At 65.5% G+C, this 20,379-nt stretch carries 18 protein-coding genes and 1 pseudogene; 10 read left to right on the top strand and 9 right to left on the bottom strand.

Annotated features, from left to right (window positions below; translation table 11 throughout):
* Nucleotides 1-15: 15 nt before the first annotated feature.
* The 9 genes from MKAN_RS14075 to MKAN_RS14035 form a co-directional block, all read right to left on the bottom strand.
* Nucleotides 16-1,305: a PPE family protein gene (locus MKAN_RS14075; RefSeq protein WP_023368994.1), complete on the bottom strand. Its 1,290-nt coding sequence runs from the start codon at nucleotides 1,303-1,305 to the stop codon at nucleotides 16-18.
* The gene (locus MKAN_RS14070) at nucleotides 1,302-1,616 is read right to left on the bottom strand and encodes a PE family protein (protein WP_023368992.1); all 315 of its coding nucleotides are present in this window, start codon (nucleotides 1,614-1,616) and stop codon (nucleotides 1,302-1,304) included. The genes MKAN_RS14075 and MKAN_RS14070 overlap by 4 nt, the downstream gene beginning before the upstream one ends.
* A 725-nt stretch (nucleotides 1,617-2,341) precedes the next feature.
* A complete protein-coding gene (gene trxA, locus MKAN_RS14065) occupies nucleotides 2,342-2,695 on the bottom strand; it encodes a thioredoxin (protein ID WP_023368990.1) in 354 nt (117 codons plus the stop codon).
* Complete coding sequence (gene trxB / locus MKAN_RS14060; protein ID WP_023368988.1) at nucleotides 2,692-3,684, bottom strand: thioredoxin-disulfide reductase; 993 nt, start codon at nucleotides 3,682-3,684, stop codon at nucleotides 2,692-2,694. The genes trxA and trxB overlap by 4 nt, the downstream gene beginning before the upstream one ends.
* 99 nt (nucleotides 3,685-3,783) lie before the next feature.
* Nucleotides 3,784-4,545 (bottom strand): hypothetical protein, encoded by a 762-nt coding sequence (locus MKAN_RS14055; protein WP_023368986.1) that lies wholly within the window; start codon nucleotides 4,543-4,545, stop codon nucleotides 3,784-3,786.
* Between the two features lie 75 nt (nucleotides 4,546-4,620).
* Entirely contained in the window at nucleotides 4,621-5,187 is a 567-nt protein-coding gene (gene sigM / locus MKAN_RS14050; RefSeq protein ID WP_023368985.1) for an RNA polymerase sigma factor SigM, read from the bottom strand.
* Nucleotides 5,188-5,247: 60 nt separating this feature from the next.
* Nucleotides 5,248-8,811: a murein biosynthesis integral membrane protein MurJ gene (murJ, locus tag MKAN_RS14045; protein ID WP_023368983.1), complete on the bottom strand. Its 3,564-nt coding sequence runs from the start codon at nucleotides 8,809-8,811 to the stop codon at nucleotides 5,248-5,250.
* On the bottom strand, nucleotides 8,808-11,219 hold the full coding sequence (locus tag MKAN_RS14040) for a hypothetical protein (protein ID WP_023368982.1): 2,412 nt from the start codon (nucleotides 11,217-11,219) through the stop codon (nucleotides 8,808-8,810). The genes murJ and MKAN_RS14040 overlap by 4 nt, the downstream gene beginning before the upstream one ends.
* Nucleotides 11,216-11,956, bottom strand: coding sequence for an NUDIX hydrolase (locus MKAN_RS14035; protein WP_023368981.1), 741 nt, complete (start codon nucleotides 11,954-11,956; stop codon nucleotides 11,216-11,218). Before MKAN_RS14035 ends, MKAN_RS14040 begins: the two co-directional genes overlap by 4 nt.
* Before the next feature lie 322 nt (nucleotides 11,957-12,278).
* Here MKAN_RS14035 and MKAN_RS14030 point away from each other — a divergent pair, with 322 nt between their 5' ends.
* The 10 genes and pseudogenes from MKAN_RS14030 to MKAN_RS13990 all read left to right on the top strand — a co-directional run bounded on the left by MKAN_RS14030 (nucleotide 12,279) and on the right by MKAN_RS13990 (nucleotide 19,316).
* Nucleotides 12,279-13,721 carry a CCA tRNA nucleotidyltransferase gene (locus MKAN_RS14030; protein ID WP_023368979.1) on the top strand — a complete coding sequence of 481 codons (1,443 nt, stop codon included), beginning with the start codon at nucleotides 12,279-12,281 and terminating at the stop codon, nucleotides 13,719-13,721.
* Between the two features lie 24 nt (nucleotides 13,722-13,745).
* On the top strand, nucleotides 13,746-14,255 hold the full coding sequence (locus MKAN_RS14025) for a hypothetical protein (protein ID WP_023368977.1): 510 nt from the start codon (nucleotides 13,746-13,748) through the stop codon (nucleotides 14,253-14,255).
* Between the two features lie 83 nt (nucleotides 14,256-14,338).
* Nucleotides 14,339-14,653, top strand: a complete 315-nt coding sequence (locus tag MKAN_RS14020) for a DUF2563 family protein (protein ID WP_036395216.1) — start codon at nucleotides 14,339-14,341, stop codon at nucleotides 14,651-14,653.
* Nucleotides 14,635-14,872: pseudogene (locus tag MKAN_RS33000) on the top strand (putative alpha/beta hydrolase); the annotation flags it as partial. The gene MKAN_RS14020 and the pseudogene MKAN_RS33000, both read left to right, overlap by 19 nt.
* Nucleotides 14,873-14,922: 50 nt before the next feature.
* Nucleotides 14,923-15,117, top strand: coding sequence for a YrhB domain-containing protein (locus MKAN_RS14015; protein ID WP_023368973.1), 195 nt, complete (start codon nucleotides 14,923-14,925; stop codon nucleotides 15,115-15,117).
* A gap of 221 nt (nucleotides 15,118-15,338) precedes the next feature.
* On the top strand, nucleotides 15,339-15,650 hold the full coding sequence (locus MKAN_RS14010; RefSeq protein WP_023368971.1) for a WXG100 family type VII secretion target: 312 nt from the start codon (nucleotides 15,339-15,341) through the stop codon (nucleotides 15,648-15,650).
* Nucleotides 15,643-15,933 carry a WXG100 family type VII secretion target gene (locus MKAN_RS14005; RefSeq protein WP_023368969.1) on the top strand — a complete coding sequence of 97 codons (291 nt, stop codon included), beginning with the start codon at nucleotides 15,643-15,645 and terminating at the stop codon, nucleotides 15,931-15,933. The genes MKAN_RS14010 and MKAN_RS14005 overlap by 8 nt, the downstream gene beginning before the upstream one ends.
* Before the next feature lie 85 nt (nucleotides 15,934-16,018).
* Nucleotides 16,019-18,430, top strand: a complete 2,412-nt coding sequence (locus tag MKAN_RS32595; RefSeq protein WP_133163501.1) for a WXG100-like domain-containing protein — start codon at nucleotides 16,019-16,021, stop codon at nucleotides 18,428-18,430.
* Between the two features lie 19 nt (nucleotides 18,431-18,449).
* Complete coding sequence (locus MKAN_RS13995) at nucleotides 18,450-18,746, top strand: hypothetical protein (protein ID WP_036395217.1); 297 nt, start codon at nucleotides 18,450-18,452, stop codon at nucleotides 18,744-18,746.
* 135 nt (nucleotides 18,747-18,881) lie between these two features.
* Complete coding sequence (locus MKAN_RS13990; RefSeq protein WP_371685991.1) at nucleotides 18,882-19,316, top strand: hypothetical protein; 435 nt, start codon at nucleotides 18,882-18,884, stop codon at nucleotides 19,314-19,316.
* Nucleotides 19,317-20,379: the final 1,063 nt, after the last annotated feature.

Below are 20,379 nucleotides of genomic sequence, written 5' to 3'. Positions count from 1 at the left end.
CTGGTTATCTGACGGTCACACCGCTAAGCCGATCAACCCCCCATCGCCAAGCGCTCCGACTACCCCGTGCTCCCAGCTGGCCGGCAGCATCGGAATCTGCGCACCACCACACTCAGCACCGATGGCGGCCAACCCGGTAGCGGGCATTCCGGCCCCATTGGTCAGCGTTCCAGCAAAACCAATACCATTCGCAGCCTGATTACCAGCAGTCACGGATACCGACGCCCCGCTCTGCGCTGAAACCGCCGACGCCAACTGCGCTTGCGACACCACGGCCGGTGCACCTGCAACCGGGAGCACCGCATCGACTGCAACAGCGGACACCGGGGCCACCTCTGCTAGCTGCACCGCGGCGCTGGCGCTTGCGGCGGCGGCCGGAATGGCCAGCCCTGAAGCAAAATAAGTCGATAAAGCTGGACCAGCGAGAGCCAGATTGCCGATAATCCAGTTGATAATCAGCATGACACCTTGAAAGAAAACCAGCACGGGATTTAAGAAAAAGAAGGTACCCATAATGGCCATGATAATTGGAGCGGCTATAGGTAATGCCAGCAGATAAGCCGCAACGGTATAATCTCCCAACAAAACAGCCGCGCCCGCAGCAACCAAGAGTAAAGGCGAGATCAGAAGCACAAATGCACTCGCCCAAAATAATACGAACATCACTGCCTCACCGATGATCGTTTCTACGATGAGATTCAGAATTTCCAAGAAGGGGAAGGGGGTGAGGGCGGTTTGGGCAGCTGCAGCAACGGCCATGCTGCCGGGTTTGAGGATGACTGGTGCCGGGTTGGCATGTGGTGCAGCGGCCAGTGCCGCAGCAGAAACCTCGTCGTAGACGCTCATGGCGGCGGCGGCTTGGATCCACATCCGCACGTAGTCGACTTCGTTGAGCGCAATCGGGATCGTGTTGATCCCAAAGAAATTGGTGGCCAGCAGCACCGCGTGGGTGGTGTGGTTGGCGGCCAACTCCCCCAACGTGGGCATTGTCGCCAGCGCAGTGGTGTAGGCGGTGGCCGCGGCCTCGTGCGCAGCAGCCGCGCCCGCAGTATCGGTGCTTGCTTGCATTAGCCAGGCCAGATACGGGGCATAGGCCGCCGCGCACAGCTCCGCGCTGGGACCCTGCCAAGCCCCGGCCGCCACCGCGGCCAGCACCATACTCAGTTCCTCAGCCGTGTCGGCATACTGAGCACTTAGCGACGACCATTGCGCGGCGGCCGCCACCAACGGAGCCGGCCCCGGGCCAGCACTCAGCAGCGCCGAATGCAGCTCCGGCGGGCAGGCCATCCAGATCGGTGTGATCATGCCAAACCAGCCGCAGGGGCATACGTCAGCGCTGCGGCGGCATCACCAGCGGTATAACTGACCCCGGCTTCACCGATGCCCACACCCGAGCGGGCCAGCTCTTCGACGCCCTCGGTGGCGATTCCCACGTGATGCACACCGCAGGCGCTGAGCCCCGCCGCGGTACGCAACGACACCGGGTCGGCTGCTGGAGCCACCACTCCCGTGATCAACGGCGCCGCGGCAGCATGCGCAGCCGCCAACCGAGCACTCAACGCCTCCACCGCCGCAGCAGCGCCGGTCAAACCCTCGGGAACCACCCACAACGTCAAATCGACACTCCTCTTTCTAATGCTTTATGACTCCGCGGTTTTCCGGTTGCCGAATTCGCGGTATCCAACGACTGACCGATTGCACCATGCCTGCCGACCCGGGGCAACGATATGCCGATACATTCAGCAACTCGGATCATAAGTACAAATGATCAACGCGACACAGCGCAGGCTTTGAGCCTCGGAAGGCTTGCAACACGCGCCTGTCCGAGGCCAATCCCGCAGACACATAACAGGATTCGAGTAAGGCCGGAGCTGACCGAAGAACACAGCCGTGCTCAGCTACGGGGAAAGAAAGACGGCGACATGGGGGAGCGTTGCGGTGCAAGTCGATCGCGGTGTTCGGCGGTGCGGATAAGGATCATATCGGCGGGTGCAAGGTGCGCTGAATACGAAAGCGGCTCAGCAATAGCAGATTTCACCTCAGATAGTGAACCTAAACCGCGGAACACGCCCCGTCGCTCGTGGGCGTTCATGGCCGGGGAGCGCGGGCATCGCAAGTCGAGCGCCGGGCGGATCTGGAAAGCTTTCTGCCTGACTAGATTTCACTACCATTTCAGCCGCACTTGGGAAGCCGGGGCCATCCCTCGGTGACGCCGGACCGCAACTGCGTGAGCACCGATCCGCCGCATCGCGAGTCACCGCCGCTGCAGACGGAGCGCAAGCGGCATCGCCGCGGCGCCCAGGACTGGTCGTGAACCGGGTACCGGCCGAGCTACAAGCTACTAGCTGAGGTTCGGTACCACGTCGGAAATTTCGCGTAGCAACGCCGCTTTCCCTTTGGCCCCGACGATTCGTTTCACCGGCTGGCCGTCCTTGAACAGGATCATCGTGGGAATCGAGATGACCTGAAAGTCGCGCGCGGTTTGCGGGTTGGCGTCGACGTCGAGCTTGGCCACGGTGAGACTGCCCGAACGCTCGGCGGCGATCTCTTCGAGCACCGGCGCCACCATCTTGCACGGGCCGCACCAGGTTGCCCAAAAGTCAACCAGCACAGGCTTATTACTGGACAGCACGGTGGTGGAAAAGGATGCGTCGGAAACTTCGATTGTCGCGCCGGACTTCTCGGAATCGGTCATTGCTGTGCTCCAATCAGCGTGTCGGTACTGTCAGCGTGCCCAGTTGCTTCGCGTTCGGCCAGCCAGCGTTCGGCGTCGATGGCAGCGGCACAACCGCTGCCGGCTGCGGTGACCGCCTGCCGGTAGGTGCGGTCGACCAGGTCTCCGGCGGCGAACACCCCGTCGAGCGAAGTGCTGGTGGTGCCGCCGTTGACGAGCACGTAGCCGTCTGGATCCAGATCGACGGCATCGCGCACCAGGGCGGAACGCGGCTCGTGTCCGATTGCGACAAAGACGCCGGTTACCGGCAGTGTGGATTCTTCACCGGTGGCGGTGTCACGCAGCCGCAGTCCGGTGACGGTGGTGTCCCCGTCCACGGCGAGCACCACCTTGTTGGTCAAGATGTCGATCTTGTCGTTTGCCTGGGCTCGGTTGAGCATGATCTTGGAGGCCCGGAACTCGTCGCGGCGGTGCACCAGCGTGACACTGCGGGCAAAGCGTGTCAGGAAGGTGGCCTCCTCCATGGCCGAGTCACCGCCGCCGATGACGGCGATGTCCTGGTCGCGGAAGAAGAACCCGTCACAGGTGGCACATGAACTCACCCCGCGCCCGAGCAGTTCCTGCTCGCCGGGCACGTGCAGGTAGCGCGCCGCCGCACCCATCGCCAGGATCACGGCCCGAGCGCGGTGGGTTTCCCCGTCGGCGGTGACGACCGACTTGATCGGTCCGTCCAGCGATACCGCCTCCACGTCCTCCATGCGTAGGTCCGCACCGAACCGCAGCGCCTGTTCCCGCATCTGGTCCATCAACTCGGGACCGGTGATGCCGTCGCGGAAACCCGGATAGTTCTCCACCTCGGTGGTGGTCATCAGTGCCCCGCCGAACGAGGTGCCTTCGAATACCAGCGGCGCCAACTGCGCCCGGGCGGTGTAGAGAGCGGCGGTGTATCCGGCAGGACCGCTGCCGATGATGATCACGTCGTGGATGGTGTCTGGTGTGGCGGCGGTCATACGGGCCTTTCGGGTGCGGAAAGCTGATCTCGGACTTTTATGAACGCCAGCGTAGGCACTGGTGTTCCCTTCCGCGCGTTGGACCATGTCGGGAAGCCGTTACGAGCCGGTGGCTCGGGCAACTGTGGTGCTGGCCAACAGGCCGGTATCGGCGGCGCTGCAGTTGAGCGCCACCGCGTAGACCGCCACGGTGTCGGGGCCGTCGCCGGGTACCACCAGCAGCAACCCGGGGCGGGCGTTGATGCCGATCGGTTGGGCGCCCAGGATCTGCGTGGATGCCGGGTAGCCCAGGCCGCTCAGGCAGGACGCGCGCCGTGACGGGTCGGCGAGGGCGGCGTCGACCGGGCCGTAGTCGGGTGTGCGTTGCAGCAGTTCCAGGATCTGTTCGTGCGACAGCGGAATCACCGGCGGCGGCGTCGAGACGGTGATGTGCATTGCGGTGGTGGGCGCACTCGGCGCCGGTGACGGTGCAGTGACCAGTGCGGCGGTACCGACGCCGATCGCCGCGACGGCCGCACAGAACCCGGCTATGCCGGCAAGGATTTTTCCCGGGCGGATGCGCGGCTGGGCTGCGTGAGCGGCGGACGACTCACCGGAAGCCGTGGACCGCAGCGTTCCAGAAATTCTGGCGGTCACATCGGCGGGAGGATCCGGCGCTGACGCCGGATCAGCTCCGGCGTCCGCGAGGTCGCGGCGCACCCGCTGCAGGGCACGCAGGATTGCCGCTGCCTGCGGGTCGGTGCGGACTCGTCGCCGGATGCCGGCGGCGGCTTCGTCGTCCAGCAGACCCGCCTGCAGGTCGGCGAGGAGCTCGACGGTCAGCGGCGGGTTCGCGTCGGCTTCATGTTCGGTTCCATTCATCCGCCCCAGTGTCCGTCATGCACAGGTTGATGACTATGGCACGCCCCGCGCGGCATTGCGGCGCGCCGGTCGGTGCTAACTCGCGTCGAAGGCGTTGGCTTCGGTGTCGAGGTAACCCAGCAGCCGTGCCAGCCGCGCCCGCCCGCGGGCGCAGCGGCTCTTGACGGTGCCCTCGGCCACACCCAGCATGCGTGCGGTGTCGGCGATCGAATAGCCCTGCATGTCGACCGCGACCACGGCGGCCCGTTGCTCGACCGGAAGCTGCAGCAGCGCTCGCCGCACCAAGATCTCCGTCTCGACCCGGGCCGTTGCATCCGGAACCGGATGCACGTCGTCGAGCGGGGCGGTCGGCCGCGCCCTGGCCTGGCGCAACCGGTCCAGGCAGGCATTGACCACGATGCGGTGCAGCCAGCTGCTGACCGCCGCGTCATACCGAAACGACGCCGCGCACCGGTGCGCCGAGATCATCGCCTCTTGCAGTGCGTCCTCGGCATCTTCCGGGGTGCGGCTGGTGAGCCGGGCCAACCGGTACAGGTGGCGCTGATGGCGAAGGAACAACTGCTCGAAGGCGCGGTGCTCGCCGCCGACGAAAGCCGCCAACAGCTCGGCGTCACTGCGTTCCCGTTTGCCCCCAAAACCCACGGCCGGACAGTAACCAATCGGTAGCCGCAGGGCACTTCACTCGTTTGCGGGGCTGTGCGGTCAGGATGCGGCCTGGACGGTGATCTCGGAGATGTCGGCGCGGCTCTTGCCGTCGGTGGTTCCCAACGTTGAAATCCACACCAGCAGGTTGGACGTCGGTGCCGACGATTTGACCGCGATGGTGTTGTGGCCGGGCTTGAGTGCGGTGGCCGAGGTCAGCACGGAGGTGTCGTCGAGCTTCGACGGGTTCGGATTCGGTGACGAGCGGATCTCGACCTTGGTGCCGGTGCTGGAAATGTCGATGGTGACGGCTCCGACCACGGTCGGCTTCGGCAGCTGCAACATCAATCCGACGCCGTTCTTGAAAGCGGGGAACGGGACGGCGTCGGTGTAGGTGTCGGTTTGCCAGGAGGTGCTGGGATTGCCGTCGATGGCCAAATCGGCTTGGCCTGGGTTGTCGGCCTCCCCGTCGGGGGAGAAGACGGTGGCTTTGGTGGGTTTGACGGTGCTGCCGGCGGGGGCCGAACTGGCCTCCGACGCCGACGACGTTTGGGTGTTCAGGCCGAGCTGGTCACGGTTGAGGCCGGCGCCGACGTTGCCGAAGACCTTGTCGATCACCGAGACCAGAACCAGCAGAGCTACCAGCAGAACGGCGGCGCCGGCGCTGATCCCGATGAGCAGGTTGCGGCGACGTCGCGCATACGCTTCCCCGTCCTCCGCGGCCGAGCGGCGCACGGAGGCTGGCGGCGCCGGCTCGACGGGACCGAGCACCTCGGTCCGGTCGGCCACCGCAGTCGCCTGCTGAAGCAGGTTCAAAAGCGTTGAGGCACTGCGTATTCCGCCATTCTCCTGGACTGACCGTACGGCAACGGCGGAGATCTGGAAGGGAATGTCGCGGTCGACAACGGTCGGTTCGACGGGCTCGCCGGACGCATTCCGTTCGGCCGGGGGGAACCCGCTGCGGGTCCCGGATTCCGGCAGCGGCCACTGATTGACCAGCAAGGCATACAGCGCGGCGCCAATGCCGCGGATGTCGTCTTGCGGGTTGGCTTCCGGCATGGTTGCCGGATAGGCCAGTACCACGTCGCCTTCGATGCTGACACGCACCCGGCTGGGGTGGTCGATCGAGAGGGCCACACCGGCGCGGTGCGCGGCGTCGGCGGCCGCGGCCAGCGACTGCATCGCCCGGATTGCCCCCACGGGCGACGGCGCGGTCTCGGCGACCTCGCGCAACGAACCGCCACGGATCCATTCGGCGACCACCAGACCTCCGGAACCGGTGTGCAGGACGTCGAGCACCCGCGCGATACCGGGTTTCTCGATACGGCTCAGCCGCAGGGTGCGGGCCAGGATTCCCTGGCGCACCTCCTCGGACAGCGCGCCCTCCGGGTCGACGAATGTCAACGCCACCTGGCGATCCAGCGCGGTGTCCAGCGCCTGCCAGAACCGCAGATGCGGTGTGCCGCCGTGGAAGATAAGCAGACGGTAGCGGCCGTTGGCAATGCGGGCGCCTGGAACCAGGTTGACGTCGTCCCGCGGCACCGACGGTTCCGGGCCACGCTCGCGTGGCGCATCGAACGGAATCGGCCCGCGGGTATCGGCGTCGCCGTTGAGCCGGTCGGGCCGGCGGGGCCGCGACCCGGCACCCCGATCGGGGTCGGCGGGAATGTCGGGCTGAAAGTCGTCGGCAACCGGCCGCGGTAGGTCGGTGCCGGAGACGGCGTCGGACGAGGCGGCGCTATCCGATGGGCGGTCGGTCACCTCCGGTCCTTTCGCTATCCGGGCTCTGATTGCCGGAGGTCTGCGCCGGATCGGCTGATGGACCGCAGTTTCCCCCGGCGGGGACGACTTTCTTTGCTCAGGGTACGTGACGCGGTAGCGGCCAGACGATCCATCCGCCGCAGTGACCTCGCGCCGACCGGGTTTGCCGGGCCGAACGCCGAGGCGATGCTGGATCACCCGCAGCGCCGCCTGTGCCTCCGGGACCTGCGCGCCGAGCATGACGGCGGCCAGAATCGGCACCATGATCAGACCCAGCACGAGCAGCCGCAGCAGTGAGCCGGCCCCACCGCCGTGGGCGGTCAACTGAGCCAGGCCGAGCAGCCGATCCACGACATGGGCAATCAGGCCGGCCAGCAACGAGGCGGCGGTCGTCACCAGGATGGTGCGCCCCTCGTGGGCGCCGATCAGCTGGCCACCGCCGGGCCGCAGCGCCCGTCGCAGCAGGTAATAGCCGACCGTCGCGCCGGCCAGGAATCCGAGCCCGTTGGCCAGGCCCAGATAGCCGGCAACCAATTCCGGGTCATCGGTGAGATGCGGCGCCAGTAGCGAGGCGACAATCTTGACGCCGGTGATGACGACGATGATCAGGATCGGGGTCCAGGGTTGCTCGCGGGCGTAGAACACCCGCAGTTGCAGCAGCACCAGCCCGTAGGGAATCAAGGTGAATGCCGACAACGCGATCGCGGCGCCGAGGTATCCGGCATCGACTTGGCCGAAATGTCCGTAGGCGAACAGCGCAGTGCCCATTGCCGGCCCGCCGACGGTCATGAAGGCCACCGTGGGGATCAGCGTGATCATCGTCAGCCGGGTGGCCAGCGACAGGTCGGCGAGCACGGCCGGGATGTCGTCGGCGGCGGCGTTGCGGCTCAGTCGCGGCATCACCACGGTCAGCACGGTGACACCGATCATGCCGAATGGCAGCATCAGGACCAGCCAGGTGTAGTTGTAGATCGCCGGGCCCGACGCCGCTGCCGTGCTGGCGATCTGGTTGCCGACGACCAGGCCGAGCTGACTGATCAGCACATACAGCACCATCGCGGCGGCCATCGCGCCAAATCGCTTGAGCCGCTGGTCGATTCCCCAGAGGGGCCGCAGGCTGATGTGCTCACGCCCGATCGCCACCAGCAGCACGGCGGTTTGGGCGAACACCCCCAACGTGGTGCCGATTCCCAGCACCAACAGCTTGGGGTTGCCCATCTTGACCGGATCGACCGACAGCTCACCGGGGACCGCCAGGTACAGCCCCAGGGTCGCGATGGCGACCACGTTGTTGACGACGGGCGCCCACGCCGGCGGCCCGAACACGTTGCGGGTGTTCAGGATCGCCATGAACACCGACGACAGGCCGTAGACGAGGACCTGGGGGAGTAGCAGGTAGGCGAAGGCGGTGGTCAGCGGCTCGTTGACTTGCGGATTGCGACCCAGCATCAGCCGCACCAGCAGCGGCGCCGCGGCCACCGACAAGACGGTGGCCACGACCAGCAACGTGGTAGCCAACGTCACCAGTCGCCGTACGAACGCGGCGCCGCCGTCGGGGTCGTCCCGCTCGGCACGGGCCAGCACCGGCACGAAGATCGCGGTGAAGGTGGCTTCCAGGACCAGCGCAGCCACCAGGTTCGGCAGCTGGTTGGCCACCGAGAACGAGCTGGACAATGCGGCGCCCAGGATCGCGGCCAGCAGCACGATGCGGGCGAAGCCGGTGAGCCGGCTGATCAGCGTCGCGAACGCCATTCCCCACGAGCGCGACACCAGGGCGGCGTCGGACAGTTCAGCCCGGCGCCGGGCCGGCTGCTGATCCGGGCGCTGCGTCGCTGGGTGCACTCGCCGCGGAGCCGGTTTCATACCCGGTGCTCTTCTTCGACCCGACGATCGGGCGCACCAACCTGTTGGGTGTGCCGGGCCGAGGGCGGGTCCGGGCGATCCAGGTCGGCGCGGTCGGGCTGGCCGCGGAACCGGTGCCACAGCCGCCGTCCGGCCAGTGTCACCAGCACTGCCGCGGCGGTGAGGGTGATGGCGAACAGAACCTTGCCGTAGGCGTTGGAGTGCACCGACAACCGCACGGGCTCGCCCAGCGCCATGCCGTCGGGCGTTTTGAGTGCGACGTCGATGGCGACCCGCTGGGTGAAGTTGACTTCGATAGGTACCCGCAACGGCAGATATCCGGGCGGCAGTTCGATTTGGCCGACGTCGGTGACCGTCATGCCGGGAGGAGCGTCGACCTGCAGCTTGACCCGGATGGGTACGGCCAGACCGTTGTGCAGCGCCAGGGGAAGCGGGCTGTGTTCGGTGGCCAGGGTGTAGGAGCCGCCCGGGTTGACGATGGTGACCGCACCGAAGAAGTCATTGATGGTGTTGCCGACCACCGCCAGTCGCTGCTGGGCCAGGCCGTTGCGGGTGTCCGGTGGCACCGACTGGCTCAGCGCGCGCAGCATGTCCTCGCGAAGCGGCGCGGTGTATTGCACGCCGGTCAGTCCGGTGCGGTCATCGGTGGTCAGCGCCGCGGTGAGCTTCCACAATCGGCCGACTTGGCCGGCGATCTGCGCGGTGATGTCGTCGCCGAACCGGCCGCGAGCGGTGGCGGGGTTGGCCTCGGTGCCCAGGGGCTGCGGTGGCTCGGTGTGCGCCGCCGCGTCGGCGATCAGTGCCGGCAGCGGACGCGGCACGGCCAGTCCGGCGTGAATGGTGGTGGCCAGGGCGGTCAAGATGGACTGCGCGTCGTCACCCTGCAGGTTCCACGTCGCCGGTGGCACCAGGATCTGGGTGCGCGGGGCGGCGTCCGGGTACAGGCTGCGCCACAGCAGGGCACCCAGGGCGTCCTGGCGGCGGGCCGTGGCTGAGTCGTGACTGATGTGAACCGACAGCGACGAGTCGAGGTAGGTGGGAACGATCGGGTTGGCGCCGGCCGCGGCCAGCGCGGCGCCGACAGCCGGGTCGAACGGCGCGGCGACCAGCTGGGGAGACAGCCGCCGGGGGGTGATGTCGGCGTTGGCGGAGGTTCCTTGAGCGGTTTCGGACATGTCGGGGGCCGCAAAGTCGGCTGCCGCGATGGCGACCATGCCGTCGTTGGCGCTGAGCAGGTCGACCGCACGCCTGGTCAATGGCCCGTCCGGCATCAGGGTTGCACCCCGCACGGAGTTGATGTCGAGGATCTTGTCGACGATGTCGGCGGCGCTCACGGTGGCGATCGTGCTCAACCCGGCGTCGTTGACCCGCTGCAGGGCGTCCAGGTCGGCTTGGGCGTAGGGCAACGGCGCCACGCAGGTGCGATGAGCCAGTGCCCGCAGCCGGTTCAGCCAGATGGTGGCCGCCGCTTGGCCGGTTCCCGGGTGGGTGGGGGTGCCGGGCAGCTGCCCGGGGCCGTCGGGCGAGTCGGACACCACATAGCCGGCGGTCATCGCGTTGACGGTGACCAGCAGATCCGGATCGACCGCCAGACACAGGGCGCGGGTGACGGCGCCCTCGGGGTCGACGTCGCGGCTGGTGGCGAGCTCGGCTGCGGAGAGCAGGGTGTCGAGTCGGCCGCCGTTGGCCAGCGAGTTGGCCAGGTCGTCGTCGACGAGCCGCACCGGAATGGTGCCGCCCGGGACACCGGGGGCCAGGCGGGGCCGATCAGCGAGCGGCCACAGCATGGTGATCCATACCGGCTTGGTCGTTTCCGGTGCGACGGCGGTGTCGAAGCCGGTTGCCCTATCGGACTTGTCGGGGGGCACTCCCACGACGGGCAGCAGGAACCGGGCGTTGTCGAGCCGGGCGGGGGCCCCGTAGTCGGGTGTCCCGTTGACATTGACCAGGATCGGGAAGATGCCGGGTTGGTCGATTGTCAACGACGGCTTGGTCAGCGAGCGCAGCGGAGCGGACAGGGTGAACCCCGCCCCCTGTCCGCGCTGCAGTTCCGGGGCGACGGTGACGAAGTCGGCGGCCGGCTGGTATTGGTCGGTGCTGCCGTCGAGTGACGTGCGCAAGGCCGCCGACGACGTGACGGTCCCGGCATGCTCGAGCCGGACCATGACGTCACGGACGGGGCGGTCACCGATGTTGGTTACAGTGCCGCTGACGGTGACCACGGGGTCGCTGGTGGTGGTGACGACGTCCGGGGTCACCTGATCGATGCGCACCTGCACGAATGGCGTGGGGGTGGGCTCACCCGCGGTCGCGCGCGGTGCATGGAGCACGCCCGTGAAACCGGCCACGATGCCGATCACGGCGGCGAGGCGCCACAAACCGGCCCAAGGCACTCGCAACGCAGTCACGGCCCGTGAGAGTTCTTTCGGCTCGGCGGCGATCCGTCGGCGTGCCGGGTGCGTGAGTGGGTCTGCGGCCGTCGCCGCGGTGAGCTGGGCGGAAGCGGAGGAAGTGCGGCCGGGCCGTCGGTCTGCAACTTGTCGATCAGTTCGTCGGCCACCTCGGCCAGGCGGCGTTCGTCGGCGTAGGCCAACCGTGACGGCAGCTCGCGGATCGGCACCCAGGCGACCTCGGCGACCTCGAGATCCTCGTCGCAAAGCTCGCCGCCGGAGAAACGCATCAAATAGTGATGCACGGTCTTGTGCACCCGGCGGCCGTCGGTGACGAACCAGTAGTCGATGCGACCCAACGCGGCCAGCACGCTGCCGCGGATTCCGGTTTCCTCGGCGACCTCACGGATCGCGGTCTGCTCGGCCGTCTCGCCCATTTCGATGTGCCCCTTGGGCAGGGACCACAGCATGCGTCCGCGCCGGTCGATACGGCCGATCAGCGCCGCGACCTGCTCGTCGCGCGGTCCGTCGATACCGTCGATGACCAGTCCTCCGGCGGATGTCTCGTGCACCGTGCGCAGCCGGTCCGGACGGCCGCGCCGCGAGCGGGGCCGGGCAGGCCTTGCCGATGACGGGGTGGCGGCGCCGTTGCCGGCAGGTTGGGCGTCCGTAATTTTTTCGGCGGAGGCCGCAACGCCACGACCGCGGCGCCGGCCTCGGCGCCGACGTGGTTTGGCTTGTTCGCCCTGCGACACCCAAGCGATATTAGCTGGCACGGGCTGGTCTTCCGGATGTACTCGCCGTCGTGGGCTGCATCGTTGGTGCAGGTTCGGGTGGCCCGGTCGCGCGCGGGCACGCCGGTGGGTGGCCGGCCCTGGACGAGGCGAGTCCCGTCGGCCACTTACGTCACAGGAGTCTCTGAGTTGGTGGGGCGCGCGTTGCTCACCTTCGCGCGGCTGCGCCGCGGCCATCCGACTGAACCCCGCTCGGTTGATCGGCCTCCCTCGACGAGCCGGCAGATACCCCTCAGCTACCTGTCAATGCCACGCTGATCGATTCCCATTAGGCTGATCGAACGTGCCCGACACCGTCCAGGACGCCGACCTGCTGACCGCAGCCGCGGTCGCCCTCAATCGGCATACCGCCGTGCTTCGCGAGCTCGGATCGGCATTCGCCGAAGCGGGCCACGAGTTGTATCTGGTCGGCGGTTCGGTGCGCGATGCACTGCTGGGCAGGTTGAGCCCCGATCTGGATTTCACCACCGACGCCCGTCCCGAGCAGGTGCAGAAGCTCGTGCGCTCCTGGGCTGATGCGGTATGGGACACCGGTATCGACTTCGGCACCATCGGGGTCGGCAAGGACGCCTACCGGCTGGAGATCACCACCTTTCGGGCCGACAGCTACGACCAGGTGTCGCGGCATCCCGAGGTGTCTTTCGGCGACCGCCTCCACGACGATCTGGTGCGCCGCGACTTCACCGTGAACGCCATGGCGGTGCGAGTCACGCCGAACGGTCCGGGCGAATTCCTTGATCCGCTGGGCGGTTTGGCGTCGTTGCGGGACAAGGTGCTCGACACTCCGGCACCACCGTCGGAGTCCTTCGGCGACGACCCGTTGCGGATGTTGCGCGCCGCGCGGTTCGTCTCCCAACTGGGCTTCACCGTTGCGCCGCGGGTGCGGACGGCGATCGAAGAAATGGCCCCGCAGCTGGGCCGGATCAGCGCCGAGCGGGTGGGTGCCGAACTCGACAAGCTGCTGCTCGGCGACGACCCGGTCGCCGGCATCGACCTGATGGTGCAGAGCGGAATGGGTGAGGTGGTGCTGCCCGAGGTCGGCGGCATGCGGATGGCGATCGACGAACACCACCAGCACAAGGACGTCTACCAGCATTCGCTGACCGTTTTGCGGCAGGCGATGGCGCTGGAAGACGAGGAGCCGGACCTGGTGCTGCGCTGGGCGGCGCTGCTGCACGACATCGGCAAGCCCGCCACCCGCCGACACGAGGCCAACGGCGGGGTGAGCTTCCACCACCATGAGGTAGTCGGCGCCAAGATGGTCCGCAAGCGGATGCGCGCGCTCAAATACTCCAAACAGATGATCGACGACGTCTCGCAGCTGGTGTACCTACATTTGCGGTTTCATGGCTACGGCGACGCCAAGTGGACCGATTCCGCGGTGCGCCGCTATGTCACCGACGCCGGACCGTTGCTGTCACGGCTGCACAAGTTGGTGCGTGCCGACTGCACCACCCGCAACCAGCGCCGGGCCGCGCGGCTGCAGGTCAGCTATGACCGGCTGGAGCAGCGTATTGCCGAGCTGGCCGCTCAGGAGGATCTGGCCCGGGTGCGCCCGGATCTCGACGGCAACCAGATCATGAGGCTGCTTGACATTCCGGCGGGTCCGCTGGTTGGTGAGGCGTGGCGCTACCTCAAGGAGCTGCGGCTTGATCGGGGGCCGCTGAGCACCGAGGAAGCCACCGCCGAGCTGCTGGCCTGGTGGGAAACTCGGGGGAACCCCTAGCTCGGGCATTGCGTCAGAACGGTTGTGGACTACTGCTTGGGCGGGGACGACGGGACGGCGGACATCTGGAGTCGCGCTGCCGATCTCGATCTTGATGGCGACGGCCGGTTCGATGCGATCGGGCTGGATGTGGACGGTGACGGAATGCCCGACGATGCGCTGGCCGATTTCGACGGCGACGGGCTGGCCGATCATGCCGTTCTGGATGTCGACAATGACGGCACCGCAGAGAGCTACTTCACCGACGACGGGTCGGGGACGTGGGCGGTCGCGCTCGATCGGGGCGGACAGGTGCGCTGGTTTGGGCTGGATGGCGTCGAGCACACCGGCGGTCCGCTGGTCGACTTCGACGGGTACGGCCATGTGGACGACAGGTTGATCGACAGCGACGGCGACGGACTGGCCGACCGGGTGCTGTGTGCCGGGGACGAGGGTGTGACCGCGTATGTCGACACCGACGGGGACGGGCATTGGGACGTACGGCTGCGCGATGCCGACGGCGATGGCGCCGCCGACGGCGCCAGCCCCTTGTGAATTGACCGGCACACGCACTGCCGTTAGCCTGGCCCGCAACTGCCAAGCCAAGCCGGCATCAATGCTCTCCGAAAGAGGTGGCGATGTTCGTTGACACTGGATCACTGCGCTTGGGGGCCAACGATTCTCACCGTGCGGGTGACCATGCCCAGGACGGAGCCGGCTGTCTGTCTCGCGGACCACTGCTGTCGGGGATGTTTGGGGAGTTTGCCGCAGCCGAGGCATTTCATGGCGCGGTCACCTCGGCGCATGCTCAGCAAGTGAAAACGTTGCAGGCACACCAAGATGCGCTCACCGCGGTCGGCGGCAACGCGCGTCGAGCTGCGGTGGGATTCACCGGGATGGATGACCGCAACGCCGCGGAACTGCGGGCGGTGCGATGCAGCTCCGCTACATAAGCATTCCGTTATTGGTCGGCGAGGCCGGCGGTGATCCCTGGGCGATTGACTCCAGCCTCCAAAGTGGGCGGCCCCGCACAGATTTCCGTTTTAGCCCAGGCATTTCATGATGCGGGCCGCTGTACCGCTGAGTCCAGCGCGGCCTTCGACGTGGCGGGGTCTACGACCATTCCCACTACTTTGATGACGGGTCGGAATCGCTTCGAGGTATCGATGAATGAAATGGACCTGAAAAGCGCTCGCATGCGTGCTGTCGAGGCGATTAACACATGGCGGAAGCAGAGCGGCTGGGCGAGCTGATGATCGTCGATTCGGCGATCGTGGAAACCGAAGACGCATGGCACTTTCCATACGAGGCGGTCGCGTTCGTCGTACATGGAGATATTTCTGCTGCCTTGGCCGGGAATGTGCCGGTGAAGGTACCGAGGGATGGCACCCCTATCACATACGAAGCACGCGGGTAACGAGGAGCGAGTCGCAATGTGTTGTAGGGCATGCCATTTGATGGAACCGTATCGGCAAAGCCAGGGGTTTCGTCGGGTTGAGCCGGTCTAGCGATGCCTGATGACGGTCGACAGGACCGACGGGCGGCGCGCTACCGCCACCTTTGGTGTCGTACCTCACTCCGTCAGTCGTAGGCGCCGGCTGAATTGTGGCACCGTGCTGATGTTGTTATTTTGCCGCCATGGACGCTGGTGACACGCTGCGAGTAGACCCTGTGGTGATGCAGGGTTTCGCCGAGTCGTTGCGCGGCGCGGCCGAGCATCTTGCAGCTCAGTTGGCCGAGCTTGATTCTCAGGTAGGCGAGATGCTGGGCGGATGGCGTGGCGCGTCGGGCAGCTCTTACGGGTCGGCGTGGGAGTTGTGGCATCGCGGGGCCGGCGAGGTGCATCTGGGGTTGACCATCTTGGCCGAGGCGATAGCGGAAGCCGGAGCCGGTTACCAGCAAAAGGAGTCCGCCTCCGCGCAGGCAATGCGTGAGGTCGGCGGTGGCTGAGCCGTTTCGGGTGGATCCGGCCGCGTTGGCTGACGCGGTGGAGCGGATGGCTGAGTTCGGCCGTCATGCCGAGAGCATGCTCGCCGAAATCGAGGCGCTCGTGACCCGTTTGCATGTGACGTGGACCGGGGAGGGTGCGGCGGCTCATGCTGAGGCGCACCGGCATTGGGCTCTCGGTGAAGCCATGATGCGCCAGGCGTTGGCTCAGTTGAAGGCAGCTGGGCACAGCGCGAAGGCCAATTACACCGGCGCGATGTCGACGAATTTCACCATGTGGTCGTGAGCTGATGGCACCGTTGACCGTGGATCCCACGGCTTTGGATAGCTCGGGCGCGGCGGTGGTGGCTGCCGGTGAGAATTTGGGGTCGGTGACCTCGACGCTGACCAGCGCGCTGGGCGGCTTAGCGGGGATGGCTGGTGATGATCCAGCCGGTGCGCAGTTCGGACGTGCCTACGATCAGACGGCGGCGACGGTATTGCAGGCGATGGCCGTCACGCGCAATGGGTTGTCCAATCTCGGCGATGGCGTGCGGATGACCGCGCACAATTATTCCTTGGCCGAGGCGATGTCGGATGTCGCCGGCCGGGCCGCGTCGCTACCGGTGCCGAAATCGACGAGCTGTGTCGCTGCGGCGTCGGCACCGTCGGCGATTGGTAACGGTGATAGCGCCCCGCCGGGTTGGGGCTGGGTGGCTCCTTACATCGGGATGATTTGGCCCAACGGGGATTCGGGGAAATTGCGTGCTGCGGCCGCGGCATGGCGTAACGCGGGCGCCCAGTTCGCGGTGGCAGAAATCCACGCGACCGCTGGGCCGATGGCTGCTATTCGCGCTCAACAGCTACCGGAAGCAGGGCTCATCGAGGAAGCATTTTCTGATGCCTATTCCAGCACCACCGCCATCGTGGGGCAGTGTCAGACGATCGCGACTGGGCTGGAAAAGTATGCGGCACATATCGATTCGGTGCATGCGGCAATCCTGGACTTGCTATCCCGCATCTGTGATCCGCTGACCGGGATCAAAGAGGTCTGGGAATTTCTGACCGACGAGGACGAAGACGAGATCGCACGTATCGCTCATGACATCGCAATGGTGGTCGACAATTTCAGCGCCGAAGTCGATGCATTGGGCAATGAGGTCGGCACTGCGCTCGCCCAGGCGAAGGAGACGATCACCACGATGGGCCGCCACGCGGCCAGGGAATGGAATCAGTTCTTGCATGGCAATCCCGTGGGTTGGTTGCTCAACTTCACCGGGCAGCGGTTCAAAGGCATGGGCAAGATCGCTCGGGGACTGGGCGAAGCAGTCTGGAACTATAACGAGATCCGAGCTGTAGTCGACCCCGTTGGCTTTGGCCGCACTGCCGAAGGTGCGCTGGAGGAGTTGGCGCCGCTGGTTGGTTTGGGAGGCGACCACGCGCCCGGAGTCTTGGAGTCCTGGAAGCAGACCCTTAAAGACACTGTTCACTGGGATGATTGGGCAAGGAACCCCGCAGAAGCCTATGGAGAATTAGAAGCCGACGTCGCGATGGACGTTGTCGCCAAGGGGCCGTCCGCGAAGGCGGACCAGCTAACTGACATGGCCAATAGGCTGAAAGCGCTCAGGGAGCGGTTGTTCGGACGCTCCGCCCCCGGCGCCCCGAATCCTGCCCAGGCGCCTACAAGCGCTGAGCCCAAAGCTGGACCGCCCGAACGGACTTCGCCGCCAACAGATCAACAGCCGCAATCCGGAAGCCCGACACCTGGGCCGCAGCCAAAGCCTGGGTCCGGAGACAGTCCGCTACCTAAGAGCCCCACCGAATCCAAGACACCAGTCGAAAACAAGCCAGCAACCGGAGAGTCGACCAAACCTGCATCGGGCGAGAACGTAACGCCAAATCGTTCCCAGGCGGATGAAAGTGCAACGGGTCGGAGGCCTGTGTCGTCCAGTTGTCCCGCCGAGCCAGCGCTACCCGCTGAACACCAACACCAGCCGATTCCGGCCGAGGCGTCCCCCCCGTCGAACGGACGGGGACCGGGCTCCACGCCGGCCGGTAAGCGTGGGACCGAATCATGGGTGCCGGTGAACAAGGTCCACCCGTCGGGAGGCGATGGCGCGACCGGCGGCGGCGATCTGGCCGACCATTCGAAGCCGTCTTCCTCAACTGCCGCACACGAAACTAACCCCGGCTCACAACCTGGAATAGAGGAATCTCCGCCCACCTCTAGCGCGGGCGAACACCCCTCCGAAGCCGCACGCAACAGCGGCGACGAAACATCAGATCAACACAGGAAGCCGTCGGGCGAACATCAGCTTTCGAATCAACTCACCGATGACATTGATACGTCTTCAGTCGATAGCGATTACTATCCGCCGGGAAGTCTGCCTTCTTATGAAGAGCTGCGCGATCTGACGAGGTCAGAGGCTGACAAAGCATTCTATTGGTCCGGGCGGGACGTTAGCGGAGTTGGAGTCGGACCGGACGGTTCGGGGATTGCGGAGCATTTCGCGGGCGAAGCAAATGGTACGACGCTTGAAATGTTACTCGAGCACAATGGGCTCAAACCTCTACCGAGGTGGAACGAACTCGATCCAGAATCAGTTAGGTTCTGGGAGGAAGCATCTGCCGCATATGCTGATAACGCCACAGGGACAGTCACTGCAATCGTTGGCTGCAACCTCCGGCCGGGTAATGTCTGGCAGACCATTGAGATTCCTCGATTGATAGGCAATCTCAATGTAACTAAGATAATTCAAATTGATCCAGATACTGGGCTATCGACAGTAATATTTGAACGTTAGCATAAGGGAGGCTATCGAGATGGAACCCGCGAGCGATATAGATATTAGCCGAGCGATTGAATTGTATCTAAAACATTATCCGGGGAAGAATGACGAAGAATTTGACTCGCACTTTGGATCGGCTATTGCGCCAATCGCGCGAGCGCAGGTACGGGCGATCTTAGATCAAGCGATGAGGGTCGAAGTGGATTGGACGGGACGGACATTAGTTGAAGGCGGCGAAGTCGTTAAGTCAGTGATGCGCGACAGGCACCCTGAGCTTTCGCCGCAAGCCATCGCATCAATCGGGCACTACTACACGTACTTGATGCGTTGACGTAAGAAATGCACATTAGAGAATACGATGGCACTCCGACCATTAAGCGGGCAACTGATGACTGGCGATACGATCGGCGACGTGACCACGCCACCTTCGCCCCTGCGGCCCGCGCGCACTTGGCCCCCTCTTGTCTTGGCTGCACTTGCTACTTTGGTGGCGGTCGCAGCGCTGATCGTGGCATTAGGTGGTCCGAAGCCCGCACCACCGCCGCCGACGGGTGCGGTGCCTACTTACACTGCCGCCGAGACTGCCGCTGCTCAACAGCAGCTGTGCGACACATACAAGCTGGCAGCCCGAGCCGTTGGGGTCGACACGAACGGCAATAACCCGGCGTTGGCCCGCATCGCACTTACCAATGCGGCCGCCATGCTTGACAACGCAGACGGCGACCTCGCCCTCGATGCAAGACATCGCAACGCCGCGCGGGCGCTAGCGGCGGCATACCGCACGCTCACGGCGAAGAGTAGTAGCGACGCCTTCACTGAAGCCGAGTATCGGGCTGCGCTGGCCGACGTCAACGCCAGGGAAGCGACTATGAAAGAGGTGTGTGCGGATGGTGGCGGGTGATCTGCCACCCGGCAAGTGGACGGCGGCGCTAATTGGGCCATGGTGGCCGGCATCCGCAACGATCCTCCGCGCCGCCGCTCAACACTGGATCGCGTGGATGACTCAAAAGCAAGAACTTGCTCAAAGTTTGCGTAATCAACGCGAGCTCCTGTGTCGGAACCAGGGGAAAACGGCCGAGGACCTCATAGCTCGGTATTTCGAAGGCGAAACGTCCGAGTTAGACAAAGCTGAGAAATACCAAAAGAAGGCGGATGCGTTTAATTCGGGTGCTGATGCCATCGACTATCTACGCAGCCGCCTCTCGGACATCGCAAACACTGGCAACAAAGATATCGATGACGTTCTTGCATCGAAAAAGCCAGTGCCTGAGCAATTAGCCGAAATCGAGGTGATCCAAGCCCGCTGTAACGCGGACGCGGCGAACGCCTCCCGCGATTCTGTCGATAAGATCGTTGCTGCCATGCAAAAGATCCTTGATGCCGAAGGCATTGGAGCTGACGCACGAGCTTGGGCTCGCGAACACGGGTTCAACGTCGACGACGCTTCACCTCCGCGCACTATCGCTGGGACCGACTTGGATTCCGCCACAACTGGTCCGGGTGCGCGTGGCGGCAATGCGGAGAATTTCCAGAACGCTGACGGACCGGCGCCGCAGCAAACGGCGGGTGGGGGCAGCTTCACCGGGAGCGGCGGACAGGCGGCGAACCCGCAAGCTTCGCCGCCAAGGACTGGTAATTCGAGTTGGAGTGGCAGCGGAGTACCGGTACCCGCAGGACCACCCCCCACGGGCCCGGCTCCTGCTCCACCGCCGGTTATTGGCACCGGGATGCCAGCGCCAACGATGCCGGGTGGAGGACTATCGCCCACGACCGCGGGGCAAGGCATATCGCCCGCGTCGTTAGGGCAATCGGTCGCCACCGGAATGATGACGGGACAGCCGGCTGCGGCCGGCGCGCAGTCATTGTCGGCCGGGGCGATGCATGCGATGGATCCGGGCTCGGCCTCGCCTGCGCAAACGCCTGCGCCTCTAACACCGCCGACGGTAGCCGCACCGACCATGGCC

Source organism: Mycobacterium kansasii ATCC 12478, assembly GCF_000157895.3.
GTDB classification, from domain to species: Bacteria; Actinomycetota; Actinomycetes; order Mycobacteriales; family Mycobacteriaceae; genus Mycobacterium; species Mycobacterium kansasii.
Note: the sequence above shows the minus strand (reverse complement) of the source record. Positions and strands in the feature narration are given on the sequence as shown.